We start from the raw sequence: 11,800 nt of genomic DNA on the forward strand, positions 1-11,800 counted from the left end.
GCTTTGATCGCGAGAATGTGTCACGCTGGGTTTGCGCACCACGTTTCGATTTCGGATTCCCGCCAAGCAGTGCAATTGTTAGAGATCTGGATTTGCGACGGAAATGACCCTGCCGCAATCTTGTTATACAGTGTGGATCTCTTTAGACCTGTCCGACGTAGCACCTCTGGAAGCCGAAGTAAGCTCGAGCTGGATCTGCTGGTCTGATCGACTGGTCTCAATGAAGTTGCAAATGAAAGGCATATGGGAAGGATGGCGGCAATCAGGTGCTGCCGCTCCTTACTAGGAAGGTGTTCTAGAGATTGCATCAGGTTCGAAATCAGTCCGCCGAGTTTATCCAAATCGACTGGGCGCTCGGGGGCTTCTCCGAGAGCGGCTTTCCAATCGGTATTTAGGACGTGCGGGTTGGTCATACCCAACCCTAGGCTTTCTCGTCCTCTCCTTGGAGGTAGACGATTTGAAATTTAATCCAATCCTGTAGTCGGGCAGGAGGTCTATCTCGTGAACTCCTGCTAAGCTCAGCTTGTTATCCAGAGGGACTGTTTCTCGATTTACAGCGCTTTTCATTGGATAGCCTCGCTTTGCATCCCTAAGCAGGGATATGCCCGCCACGTTGCCGTCATGATCGTGCGAGTTCATTTGCGATGACAGATGACAAGCCTTGCCATCGGAATCGAACGCCGTGCCGGCTTGGCGATCCTCAAGAATCAACGTTCTCATGACAAAAAGTATCGTCTTGGCCCCGTTGTGCCGTTTGGCTGGGAGATCCTCTTTAAGCCATTCCCGGAACGCCAACTCACGATGGCTGGGATTTGGAGACGTCAGCTGCCTTTTTCTTTTAGAGAGGTTTACGAGTCGCAATGCTGCAAAAGCTACTTGGATCCCGGCGCTTATGCCAAAAAAGTAGGTTGATGCCGCTGTGCTTTTGAAGTTTTCATTATCCACCTTAGATGGGCGCTTGAATTCTGGATCATTTTTGGCTCGATCGATGATGTCTTTAATCTCACCAAACGTTTGGTAGAGTTCGTCATTCAGCCTCCCAAAATTGCCATCTTCGTCCTTTTGGGAGATTCCTTTTGATTTAACGACGCCTTTGGCAAAATTTAGGTTAAATTTCGATGCGAGTATGGGAGGGCGACCCTGTATTAGTGGAAGATTATTGGCTTTAAAGTGGTTTTGACGATAGCGATAAACATAGGCGTCGGCAATGTCGGACATGAGGTCTAATATAGCCCGCTCTGTCATTTCGGTGTAATCAAAGGGTAAGAATTGTCCGGCATCCAAAACTACAGCCCGTGCTGCGAGAACCTGAATTTCAAACATTGAATAAAGCACAAGCACATCTGCGATACATGCTTGCGCGCGGGATAAATCGGTACTTCCGAGATGCAGAGTCGCTAAATATTCCAAAGGCTCATCGAGGTGTCCGCTGATGACATCGAAAAAAAGACTCGGATTCTGTTTACGCATCTCGACAAGATCTGACGCTAGTCTGCTCGTTTCGATCTTCAGAGCGCCCGCAAGAAGAAGGCGGGCTTCTTGATGAGGGCGGACGCAAAGCATGTGATCCAAAAGGCCGGTGATCTCATCTTGATTTTTGTCTTCGAGGCCCAAGGCGAATTCTCGTGGCATGCGGATGCGATGGTCCATCAGGTGTCCGATGGGCAAGCTTGCGAGATCTTCTTCAGTAAATAGACGGCCGAGATACGTTTGCCGGTCCATGTCATGCGTTTGAGCGCTCAGAACAAAATCCCGCGCCAGGGACCTCAAAATCCCCATGTCCACGGGTCCGTTCCCAAAACCGCTTCTGACGAAATTCGAGGGATCTTCAAACATATGGTCTGGCTCCGGTGAACTGGCCCGGAGCGCTGTGGATGAAGACCCTAAAGTTCTGATTAAAAGCCGGATCGTATACCAATCGAAGACGTCGTTAGCTGTGTACGAACGTCCTTATCGAGCCGCAGTGGTTCGGTTTAGATGAGGACGTAAAGATGACTAACGATGAAGCGGAACTAGGTACGGAAGTTGCGCGTGAACTGCTCGCAGATCGCGAGTTGCTTGCCGCGCCGCAGGTAGCGGCCGCCCGGTTCGTGAAGGCTCTACTGGCGGCGAACCCTCGGGTGAAACTGCCGGCGATTGTTGCCAACCAGAAGGCCAGAGATTGGATGGAGGCTGCGCGTGTTACGCCGTCGATCCTCCGTGAGGCGCTGGCCGCTGGTCGCAAGGAGTTAAAATCGGTTAGCGCTGAAACCGCGCTTAAAAGGCCGAAGAAGAGCAAGAAGTATGCGCCCATCGATGCCGAGCCGGTCTCGACGCGGAATGCGCGGCAGCAAACCGCTTTGGGAACTCCAGTCCCGTCCAGGGCGAGCAGCGCTCACAGTGTCGCGGCTCCCAAGCCAGCACCTCGTGCTGATCTCTATAGTGATGTGATGGTGCCGAACTAATCCTTCCTGCCCAAGCCTTGCATCAAAATGGCGGGCGGCTGGATCGTGTCATCTGCCCGCAACTCTTCGAAATTACGCCCAACAGGACTCAAATCATGACGATGATTATCGATCAAAATGCTGACTTTCGCCGTGAGCCTCATGCTCTTGAAATGCCCTTGGTGATCTTCGTCACCGGCGACAAGGGAGGGACGGGTAAGTCGTCCAACACCTTAAACCTTGTGCGTCTGTCTCGCACCGACCAGCCTCAGGCTCCTTTGCCGAAATTACGTTGAAAGCTCAGGCGAGCGCAAACTAGCCGGCCGATAACCCGCACCGGCATAGATTGAAGAACTGCCGCTAGGCGCTCTGCGCTTTCCGTCACCGGCGCTCAGCAACTCACAAGCGGTTACTATCGAAAAATTTCTCTGGAGTGCCCGTTATGTCCGCAAAGACAGGATCAATCTGCCCGGAATTTCCGCCGCTCGCAACTTCACCGCCTCTGCCCATCATTGTCGTCAATGGTGACAAAGGCGGCATCGGCAAGTCTCTCATCGCCCGTATTTTGGCCGCATTTCTCCGGTCAGCCGGTTACCTCGTCGTCGGTTTCGATTGCGATGCGCGCAATGCGCATTTGGATCGCTACTATCGTAGCGTCATGCCGGTAACGCGGGCTTATCTTCGCCATACGGATGGTTGGGGATTGCTTCTTGATGGGTGGGAGAATTCCCCTTCAAATGCCGCGCTCCTTGTCGATATGCCAGGAAATGTTGGCGACGCGCTGGAGCGCGAGATGCACCGGGTAAATCGGGCCGCAGCAAAGCTCAATCGCGATATTTTGCATGTTTGGGTGATTGATGAGGAGGAAGACGTAATCACCCTGTTGAATCGCGTCAAAGATTTCGCGCCTCCAGAGAAAACGCTAATCGTGATGAATGGGCGGTTCGGCGATAGCCCTCGCTCATTCGTGCTGTGGCACGAGTCCGAACTGCGCGAAGAAATGCTTGCGGCCGGCGCGTCGGAGACCTTCATTCCGGCGCTGCAAATTCGGCCTCGTACGAAGATCGCCCGCGCACGTTGCCCGTTCGATGATTTGTCGATGTTGACCCTGAGCGTATCCGAACAGGTCGATTTTGAGCTGTGGTGGGACGACGTCATTCGAGCCTTTCGTCCGTTTTGCATTCAGTCGGGGTTGATCCTATGAGGCAACTTGTCGAACAGATGTATCGTGATCTATTGGAGCGCGAAGCAAGTTCCGAAGATTACGTCAGAATGGAAAAATTCCTCCGACGGCTTCCTGCGGGAATGCGGGATTCGCCGGGGGTTCTTGCTGAGATAATCTTCCGGTTAGAACATATCCGCCAAATTGATGAAGTCGTACAGAGGGCCTCATTCGAGGCGCAACAGACCGTTCATCGAGACCTACCAAAACGAGTTGAGAAGGCAGCGGAAACTGCCTTCTATACCTTCCGCGATCTGATGCCAGTCGATAGTCAGGACGCGATGGCGCGCCTGTATCGCTGGGGCGCGTTTTGGATGCTGTTTGTTTTGATCTTCGGCCTCGTCACTGGTGGGGCCAGCACCAAATGGTGGCTCTCGCGTCCTGAAGTACGCCAGCACGCAATCTCGGAAATCAACTTCAATCACTGCATTGATGCCGTCTTCGGAGCAGCAGCGGTCAAACAGCGCAATGTCGCCGAAGCTGCAGATTACGCCGTGGAACAGTTCCGCAGCGACTCTCGCCTTTGTGCGGCGGAATACGCCGACCGCCTCGCAAATCAGTAATTGAAGGCCCGTCAGTTCAACGATGTTGTGCTGACAGGCTCTCCCCTCCGCCTTCGGCTCCGTCCGCAGATAGCTGCGGGTTTAAGTTTAGTGTGCTTTCAAATTAACGTGGGAGGAAATTAGCCAGGGCTGGCCAACGTATACCGCGCATCGGCGCGGAGACGTCAGCTTTGTCGCGTGGTCGCTCTGGCGCTGCCGTTGACGTGGCCGGACCTGGCCGGGGAGGAGCGTTGCCCTCCCCTGGACCCCTCCCTCCAAGACTTTTCGAAACCCTTGTTTCTGGAGAAAATGAAATGACCCATCGCTCAGGCAGCGAGGTTCGTGTGCGCACCGTCGTGCTTCCCACGCGCTGGTCACCTGCCGAATATGACCTCCTCCAGGAGATCGCAGAACATTCGGACATCTCAACTGCTGAAGTGCTCCGCCGTTTGGTGCGGCAATCGCATCCCCAGCTCATTCCTTCGCGTCAGTTGGTTCATGATGTCCGGCGTATCGGCCAGAACATCAACCAGATTGCGCGTCATGCGAATACCGCGCGCTCCGTCGAACTCGTGGGTGAGCTGCAAGCCGCCTATGCCGACCTGCTCGACGCCATCCGCAGGATGCTTGCGTCGTGATCCCCTCAATCACATGGGGCCGAAACTTTTCGGGCCTGGAAATATATCTTACCTACAATCGCGATCACGAGATCCTCGATCTGCGTGAGGTTTCTTCACTCGGGAATGCATCTGCTGAAATGACCTTGGTCGCCGAGCAGGCGCCCAGGGCCAAAGCGGTCGTGATGCACATTTCGCTTTCCGCGGCCGTCGAAGACGGGGAGTTGTCTGACGCGACATGGAAGCAGATCATTGATGATCTGCTCGACGAATTCGGCCTTCACGGCCACCAGCTAGTTGCCGTCCGCCACCGCGATAAGCAGTATGACCATATCCACCTCATGATCTGCACCGTGTCGCCTTTAACTCTTAAAACACCTCCGAAGCAGGCTTTCCTCGCGCCGCACGCGCGTCGCAAAGGGGTTGCATCTTTCGCCCTCAAGAAGACTGAGGTTGAGCAGTTGCCCGTGGCGGATGTCGTGTGGCGTTCGTTCAATCAGTTTGCACTGTTTCGGCTTCAAGACCTGTGCAGGACGATCGAGAAGCGGCTCGAACTGCGCCAATTGCGTACCCACCTCGAGATGGAGTTGGCACGCGAAATCGGGCCGTCGCGTCGGACCAAAGCTGCCCATGAACATCGGCAGGCCCGAACTGGTGAGCGGTCTTTGCTTGAAAGGGCTGATGACATCCGTGCCGCTCTGGACCTTCAGACGTGGCACCAAGCTGGCCGGGCTCTCGCCGCCATCGGTGTCGGCTTCGAGGCTGCTTTGCGCAAAAGCAAAAAGACAGGGGCGAGGATCGTTGGCCTGACGCTGTTCGATCTGCGGAGCGTCAACAATCGAATCAAGGCCTCCGATTTGGATACCGCGGAGCGCCGATATGGGTTGCTTCAAATTGAAAAGCGCCGCCCTGCGGACGCTATCACCTTTGAGCGGTGGTGGCCTGAAAATACCGACTATCTGCGCGCCTGCCCGGAGATGAAGGTCGAAGAGGTGCGACCAGACCGGACAGAATTTAATCTATACCGGACGCAGCATTTCGAGGCGCGCCGAATTGCGCGTCTCGAGCGGGAGAAGCTGAAACGCGCGCACCGGGCAAGGCGGAAGGCTCTGTCTGAGCGGTTGACCAAACAGCGCAAGGAGGAAACTGCACGTCTCCCTTCGTCGCAAAGGCGATCGTTCAGCGTTGCGTTCACGAAGAACGTGCGATTGCCTCAACTCAACGCGCTGGATGAGGAACATCAGACGCAAATAGGCAAGCTTCGACTACCGCGCTTGTTGAGCTACGCGCTTTTCATACCGCATCACGTGCCCGAAAAAACCGTGGTCAAGCATAATGATCCGGTGTTCTACGAAATGCCCGCTCACAAACCGATCACGAAGGAAGCTGCTGTGGAGCGTTCAGCGATTGCCCCTCGGCGCACCCAATCGAAGGCAGAGCCTGAGATCGACACTGACGCCGACATCGATCGTCAACTGGCCTGGATTGCGCAACAATCAGGCCGTTCGCGTTGACATTGTGAGAGAGCCAGGGCGCGCCGTCTTGATGAGCGGATTTGCGAACCTGCTTACAGACATGCGACCGTTATTGTCGCAGACTGTTGTACAGCTTGGCTCGTCTAAAAGGCGTGGAAAGTTAACAAGAAAATCGTAGCTCCAACGAGCCGATAGCGTTAGCTGGACGCGGAAAATGGGGGGCTGATTTGCAAGAAGCGGAGTTTAAGGCTTGGCTTGCCGAGCGGGGAGCAAATACTGAAAGCGGTCGAAACACTCGTGCCCATGCGGTTCGGACCATCGAGAATAACCTGTCTGCGTTAGGCTCTCCTCATTCGGATCTCGCCGACGCCTGGCAGGCGGACAAATTTGTACATTTACGTCAGCGTCTGAAGGCAATGCAGGCCGACTTCCAAAACGGCGGCAGTGATTTCAAGATACTCATGCCGCAGTCTGAGAGGCCGCTAAATCGATTGGCTAGCTGGCGCTCCTGGCTGGGCCAGTACGGGCAGTTTTTGGGAGGGGCGGTACTGGGCGATCGGTACGCCGACGCCATCCGATTGCATGTCCTTGAAAACTACATTGAGCCGGCACGTGAGCGCGAAGAGGATAGCGTTGAGGTCCTGGTACGCGACGTCAACGCGGCTCTCGGCCTGAAGGAGGCTTGGCCGAACATCTGCCAGGCTCTTGCCGGCCGCAAGTTTCGCGAAATGGCTGATGTGAGACTGGCTGAGCGTGTCGGCGCGAATATCAGCCCGGCAACGGTCTTGCGTTTTGATCTCGCGGCAAATGACGGTGACATCGAAGGGGAATTGCGTCAGCGATACGGCGTCCCGCTTGTGGATACCGCTAAGATTCTGGCATTTGGCCTGCCAGATGGGCGTCAGCTTGCCTGGGAGCGCACGGTCTCGGTAGCTCAAATTTGGATTGAAGACAGTGTCGATCGAGAGTCTTGCCCGCTTCCTATTCACCGCACGTACCTTCCCACTCAGGCGCGGCATTCTAATCTACCGCCTCGGCTGAAACATAGGGCGGCAAATGGACACAGGCCGCGACCCGTTTTGATCGTTCGCCCGGCGGATGCAATGCAGATTGTTGAACTGCTCGATTGGTATGACGATGCCGGCCCTTATGTCGATCGTGACTGGCTGGATCGGTTGCGTTCTGAATTTCTTGAGCGCCATCCCGGGTTTGTAAGCTTCGAGGACGGCGCCAGCTATGCGTCCAATGAGGGCAGCAAAAGACGCAATCTGGTAGAATATGCACAAGCTTTGGTAGGTCAGCTCACGGGCGAAGCGAAGGATGAGCCGTCCTTAGGCTCATCGTTGCTCGACCTGCTCGTCGGCAAAGCCGGGGTGCCATGCGAGCTTCTTGATTGGCGGGTGATCAATATTGTCCAAGCGCTTCGGACTGACAATCCAGGAGTGGTGGAGCAAGCAGCTGAGGATCTCGCTCAGGCCGGGGACGACGTTGCCGGAGTCATGGCTTTCGTCGGCGCTACGTGGCCGCTGATGCTGCCTCATGCGCAAGCAAATCCTTATGCCGAAAGCCGGACGATATCGACCATGCTTCGCGCGTTGATCGCTCCCGAAGGAATGTTTGGCATCCGATCCACCCCCACTGACAATGCATGTTGGATGCTAACCGGGAGCCCCGCTTTCGAACCAAACCCATTGAGCGAAGGTGAGTTGGCTGGCGTTATGCGCCTTGTCCGCACAGTGGAACGTCTCATGCGCGACGAGTGGCAATGGGCGCCTCGCGACCTCTGGGATGTTCAGGGATTTGTTTGGGAAACCTGTCAGAAGCGACTACCAGAACCGGCAGCGGAGGTCAGCGTGATGACCGATGAAAAGCCAATCTGGCTCGTGACATCTCGCGATGGCGAGGCTGACGGGTTCGCCAGCTTCGTGGAGCGTGGGACATGGCATCTGCTCTACGATAGCGACAGCAAATATAATCATATGGTTCGCGAGATGCAGCCGGGCGATAGGATCGTCTTGCGAGACTATCTGCCAAACCAGCGGAATGCGCCATTCGAGACAAACGGTAAACCGGTCAGCGCCATGCGGATAAGGGCTACCGGTATCGTGAGGGGTGATGGCGAAGACGGTTGTCAGGTTCAGGTGGATTGGACCCCGTTGCCCGAACCTTTGCTGTGGTGGCTTTACACCAACAATGACACGATCTGGCGGCTCCCACTTGAGCGTGAGGCGGCGCGTAAGCTCGCGGCGTTCATTTTTGAAGGCGAAGCACAAGATATCGCCTGGTTTCTGAATCTACCTTTCTGGCGTGACCGCCTCAACGCGTCGCAGGATGATAATATGATGCTCAATCCGACCAATCTCATTCTCTACGGACCTCCCGGCACGGGGAAGACCTACTCTACGGCCCGGGAGGCCGTGCGCTTGTGCGTTGGTTCGGCCGATTTTGCGGAAACGGCGGAGGGGCGGGCTGCTCTCATGGCTCGCTATCGGCAGCTCGAAGCGGAGAAACGCATTGCGTTCGTCACCTTCCATCAGGCCTACGATTATGAAAATTTCGTGGAAGGTTTGCGGCCTGACGAGGATGCCGAAGAACAGGGAGCTGGTTTCCGGCTAAAGCCGTATCCCGGCATTCTACGGGAGATTTGTGCGCTCGCTGAACATGCCCGAAAAAAGGCGGAAGCAGGCGAATCGGGTCGGGCGATCGATCTTTCCATCTGCCGATTCTGGAAGATGGGCTTGGGCGCTATTCGCCAGGAGGAGGAAGTTTACGAGGCGGCGCTTAAGGACGAATACATCGCTTTGGGTTGGGGGAGAGCGGAAGATTGGAGCGATGACCGCTTCTCGACCGTAGAGGCGATCAAGTCCCATTGGTTGTCGCTGTTTCCTGAAAGCCAAGAGCCCAGCAATTGGACCCAGACCCACCGTTTCCGCAATGATATGGCGATCGGTGATATCGTCATCGTTCCTTTCGGCAATAGCGCGTTTCGAGCCGTGGGGCAGATCGTAGGTGACTATGAGTTCATCCCTGAAGCCGAAGGGTATTTTGCCCACCGGCGCAAGGTGAAATGGCTCATGACAGCTGATGAGCCGCTGCCTCTTGACGTTATCATCGACGGCAATTTCACTATGCGCACCGTTTACGAGATACCTCGTAAGCGCATCAACATTCCTGCATTGAGCCGTCTGCTTAAGGCCGATGAAGAGCCGGGTGAGCGGCCGATCACTTTGACCAAGCCCGACGAATTTGTATTAGTCATTGATGAAATCAATCGGGCTAACATATCAAAGGTATTTGGAGAGCTGATCACACTCCTGGAGCCGGACAAACGGCTCGGCATGCCTAACGCTCTGACTGTACGACTGCCGTATTCGAAGGCAGAGTTCGGCGTGCCGGCGAACCTTCACGTCATTGGCACGATGAACACCGCTGACCGGTCTATTGCATTGCTCGATACTGCTCTCCGTCGCCGCTTTAAATTTCGCGAGATTGCCCCTAACCCCCAGCAGCTCAAGAATGCTGCAGCAGCAACGAACATGCCTCTCGTCGAGATATTGAGGACAATAAACGATCGCATTGAATATCTGGTCGATCGTGAGCACCGTATTGGGCATGCCTTTTTCATGGGCTGCAAAACGTCCGACGATGTTATCGATGTGATGCGCGATAAAATCATCCCGCTGCTCCAGGAATATTTCTTCGAAGACTGGAGCCGCGTTCGGATGGTGCTCGGGGATGGGTTCATTGGCCAGGAAGTGATCAAGGCTCCTCCGGGTATGGACGGTATGGATCGCGAGCGCTGGTTTGTCCGGGATTTCTACAGTGCTGAGCCGAAAATTTCGCTCTCGGATGCGTTTGCTCGTCTTCTGGGCAAAGGGGCAATTTTGTCAGCGGTCAACGAGGATGACGAGCCCGACGCGGAGAACGACGTCGCATGACGCATCTCCACGTGCCCGAGTGGGGACGAGTAGCAATCGGTCCAGATGGCTTTTCCCTGGCCCAGGCTGAGGCGCTGCTTTCTGCCGCTCGGGCACATCCGATGGGTGGAGAGGATGGGAGCGCCATCCTGACCGATCATCGTCACCACCTGCGGGCCAAACAGATGGTGGGCGTCATCGCCGCACCAGGTTGCAGCTTAGAAATCTTGCCGAAAGTCGATCCTGAGGCCGAACTGGGCGATCTCCCGACGGTTCGGTCCCGCCTGATTTCCTTGCTGGACTTGGCGCTGGGGCTGAACTTGGCGGACGGCGCTCAGGCCGCCATGGCTCATGGTGCGGAAAACCTGCTCGACATCTTGATCCGCCTTTTCGCGCAGCGGCTTCTAGCCCTGGCTCGCCGAGGCTTGCCCCGGGCCTATCAGGCTCGAGCTGAGGATCTTCCGACACTGCGGGGGAAGCTCAATATCGTCCGCCAGCTGACAGTTCATGTGGGCCGTCCGGATCGGCTCGCCTGTCGCTTCGATGTGCTGTCCAGCGACATACCGCTGATGCAGGTGATGAAAGCAGCCGTGGTCTTTCTTTCTCGGTTGGCCCGCGCGCACGACACGCGCCGACTGCTAGAAGAACTGCGCTTCGTTCTGGCAGATGTCGCAGATGTGCCTATTTCCGCACTCCCCTGGGAGAAAGTCAGGATCGATCGCACCAGCCAGCGGTGGGAAACTGTCTTTGCTTTGGCGAAATTGCTGCTCAGGCGTGATTGGCAGGGAACGGCTTACGATCGTCGATCACACAACGGCATAACGCTGCTCTTTCCGATGAATGACCTATTCGAAGCAGCGGTCGCTGCCCTGCTACGACGGGCTTTGTCAGGAAGCGGCATCAGCGTCGTGGAGCAGGGAGGCCTTCGTCATTGCTTGGGCGAATGGACAAAAGATGAGGATTGTGAGGGCCACGTGTTCCAAACACGACCTGATATCCTTCTTCGCCGTGGAGGGAAGGATCTCGCCATTATCGACACCAAATGGAAATGCCTCGCCCAGGATGTTTCGGTCGCGAAGAGGGGGGTGGCTCAAGGTGATGTGTACCAGATGATGGCCTATTCGCGGCTCTATCGGTGCGATCGCCTGATGCTACTCTATCCCGCAGTCGCGGGGAGCGGAACAATCCTCAGCCGCCGCTTCGGCATAGCGGGGGGGCGAGAAATGCTGGCGCTCGGATTAGTTGATTTGACGGCGCAGATGAACCTCGTCCAAAACGAATTGAAAAAACTGATTTTCGACTTTCTGCCTCGTGAACTCGAGAGTGATCTGAAGTTGGCTACAGCATGATCTGTTTGCGTTCGGTGCGTTGCAACGTCCCCGCGCCAATCTGACCAGAACTTCCGCGGCGCAGGCCCGGCGCTCCTGCATCGTACTGGAAAGGCTGCCTGGCGGGACAAGAACTAAAATTTGCCGATGCGTAAGTAAATCAACTTTTCGGCAGTAGCTGTCTGTGTAACAGATCCGATGTTGGTTTTGTTGGCAGTCGAGAAGGGGGCATTCTGATTGATAGCTGCATCTCGTCAAAGCACCCGCTGGTTTGCG

The 11,800-nt window shown here is 55.6% G+C and carries 10 protein-coding genes; 8 read left to right on the forward strand and 2 right to left on the reverse strand.

The window, feature by feature from the left end; all coding sequences use genetic code 11:
• Positions 1-20 precede the first annotated feature (20 nt).
• Together K663_RS25135 and K663_RS01975 are read right to left on the reverse strand one after the other, a co-directional pair.
• Complete coding sequence (locus K663_RS25135) at positions 21-413, reverse strand: helix-turn-helix transcriptional regulator (RefSeq protein WP_335339083.1); 393 nt, start codon at positions 411-413, stop codon at positions 21-23.
• The gene (locus K663_RS01975) at positions 334-1,836 is read right to left on the reverse strand and encodes a hypothetical protein (protein WP_145902198.1); all 1,503 of its coding nucleotides are present in this window, start codon (positions 1,834-1,836) and stop codon (positions 334-336) included. The genes K663_RS25135 and K663_RS01975 overlap by 80 nt, the downstream gene beginning before the upstream one ends.
• Positions 1,837-1,991: 155 nt before the next feature.
• Between K663_RS01975 and K663_RS01980 the strand changes: the two genes are divergently transcribed.
• From K663_RS01980 to K663_RS02015, 8 genes are all read left to right on the forward strand, one after another.
• The gene (locus K663_RS01980; RefSeq protein WP_044661436.1) at positions 1,992-2,444 is read left to right on the forward strand and encodes a hypothetical protein; all 453 of its coding nucleotides are present in this window, start codon (positions 1,992-1,994) and stop codon (positions 2,442-2,444) included.
• Between the two features lie 95 nt (positions 2,445-2,539).
• Positions 2,540-2,719 carry a hypothetical protein gene (locus tag K663_RS23735; protein ID WP_145902199.1) on the forward strand — a complete coding sequence of 60 codons (180 nt, stop codon included), beginning with the start codon at positions 2,540-2,542 and terminating at the stop codon, positions 2,717-2,719.
• Between the two features lie 146 nt (positions 2,720-2,865).
• Positions 2,866-3,627: a nucleotide-binding protein gene (locus tag K663_RS01985; protein WP_062113495.1), complete on the forward strand. Its 762-nt coding sequence runs from the start codon at positions 2,866-2,868 to the stop codon at positions 3,625-3,627.
• Positions 3,624-4,208 carry a hypothetical protein gene (locus K663_RS01990; protein WP_044661438.1) on the forward strand — a complete coding sequence of 195 codons (585 nt, stop codon included), beginning with the start codon at positions 3,624-3,626 and terminating at the stop codon, positions 4,206-4,208. Before K663_RS01985 ends, K663_RS01990 begins: the two co-directional genes overlap by 4 nt.
• Before the next feature lie 293 nt (positions 4,209-4,501).
• A complete protein-coding gene (locus K663_RS01995) occupies positions 4,502-4,825 on the forward strand; it encodes a plasmid mobilization protein (RefSeq protein ID WP_044661439.1) in 324 nt (107 codons plus the stop codon).
• Entirely contained in the window at positions 4,822-6,318 is a 1,497-nt protein-coding gene (locus K663_RS02000) for a relaxase/mobilization nuclease domain-containing protein (protein WP_062113497.1), read from the forward strand. The genes K663_RS01995 and K663_RS02000 overlap by 4 nt, the downstream gene beginning before the upstream one ends.
• A gap of 188 nt (positions 6,319-6,506) precedes the next feature.
• Positions 6,507-10,217: an AAA family ATPase gene (locus K663_RS24570; protein ID WP_197565226.1), complete on the forward strand. Its 3,711-nt coding sequence runs from the start codon at positions 6,507-6,509 to the stop codon at positions 10,215-10,217.
• Positions 10,214-11,545 carry an McrC family protein gene (locus K663_RS02015; protein WP_044661442.1) on the forward strand — a complete coding sequence of 444 codons (1,332 nt, stop codon included), beginning with the start codon at positions 10,214-10,216 and terminating at the stop codon, positions 11,543-11,545. The genes K663_RS24570 and K663_RS02015 overlap by 4 nt, the downstream gene beginning before the upstream one ends.
• The last annotated feature ends 255 nt before the right edge of the window (positions 11,546-11,800 follow it).

The organism is Sphingobium sp. MI1205 (genome assembly GCF_001563285.1).
Lineage (GTDB): Bacteria > Pseudomonadota > Alphaproteobacteria > Sphingomonadales > Sphingomonadaceae > Sphingobium.

Excerpts from the sequence above, each read along its gene's own strand:
- K663_RS01995 (WP_044661439.1), top strand. The coding sequence starts at position 4,502 with ATGACCCATCGCTCAGGCAGCGAGGTTCGTGTGCGCACCGTCGTGCTT.
- K663_RS01985 (WP_062113495.1), top strand. The coding sequence starts at position 2,866 with ATGTCCGCAAAGACAGGATCAATCTGCCCGGAATTTCCGCCGCTCGCA.
- K663_RS02015 (WP_044661442.1), top strand. The coding sequence starts at position 10,214 with ATGACGCATCTCCACGTGCCCGAGTGGGGACGAGTAGCAATCGGTCCA.
- K663_RS25135 (WP_335339083.1), bottom strand. The coding sequence starts at position 413 with ATGACCAACCCGCACGTCCTAAATACCGATTGGAAAGCCGCTCTCGGA.
- K663_RS23735 (WP_145902199.1), top strand. The coding sequence starts at position 2,540 with ATGACGATGATTATCGATCAAAATGCTGACTTTCGCCGTGAGCCTCAT.
- K663_RS01975 (WP_145902198.1), bottom strand. The coding sequence starts at position 1,836 with ATGTTTGAAGATCCCTCGAATTTCGTCAGAAGCGGTTTTGGGAACGGA.
- K663_RS01980 (WP_044661436.1), top strand. The coding sequence starts at position 1,992 with ATGACTAACGATGAAGCGGAACTAGGTACGGAAGTTGCGCGTGAACTG.
- K663_RS01990 (WP_044661438.1), top strand. The coding sequence starts at position 3,624 with ATGAGGCAACTTGTCGAACAGATGTATCGTGATCTATTGGAGCGCGAA.